This is a genomic window from Enterobacter sp. LM3 (assembly GCF_046622475.1).
Classification (GTDB): domain Bacteria; phylum Pseudomonadota; class Gammaproteobacteria; order Enterobacterales; family Enterobacteriaceae; genus Enterobacter; species Enterobacter cloacae_P.
In genome coordinates, this window is sequence record NZ_JBJURN010000039.1 from 2,298 (window position 1) to 2,571 (window position 274).

The following is a 274-nucleotide window of genomic DNA, read 5'->3' on the forward strand; positions in this document are numbered from 1 at the left end:
GAAAGGCCCGATACGCAGAACGCTGTTAGCCCCTTTCTTGTCCCGTTTTCTGCGGGAAAGTCGCACGCTGGCGGTACCGAGTTTTATGGCCGGTAAATTGCCACGGTTAACACGGATAAGCGCACGGGGTTTATTAACCGTCGCACGCTTCACCCTGGCGCGTTGCTTTACCAGTCTTCGCGGTACGCGGGTGTCTTTTGAGACGACTGCCACACTGCGGCTGACGGCCCGGTTTGCCACGCGGTTAACGGCCTGCGCCGATGCGCGCGGGACA

1 protein-coding gene is annotated in these 274 nt (G+C 59.9%); it reads right to left on the reverse strand.

The genetic code is table 11. The features are described from left to right. A partial coding sequence (locus ACJ9N4_RS20735) for a phage tail protein (protein WP_411500775.1) occupies positions 1–274 on the reverse strand: 274 nt, incomplete at both ends.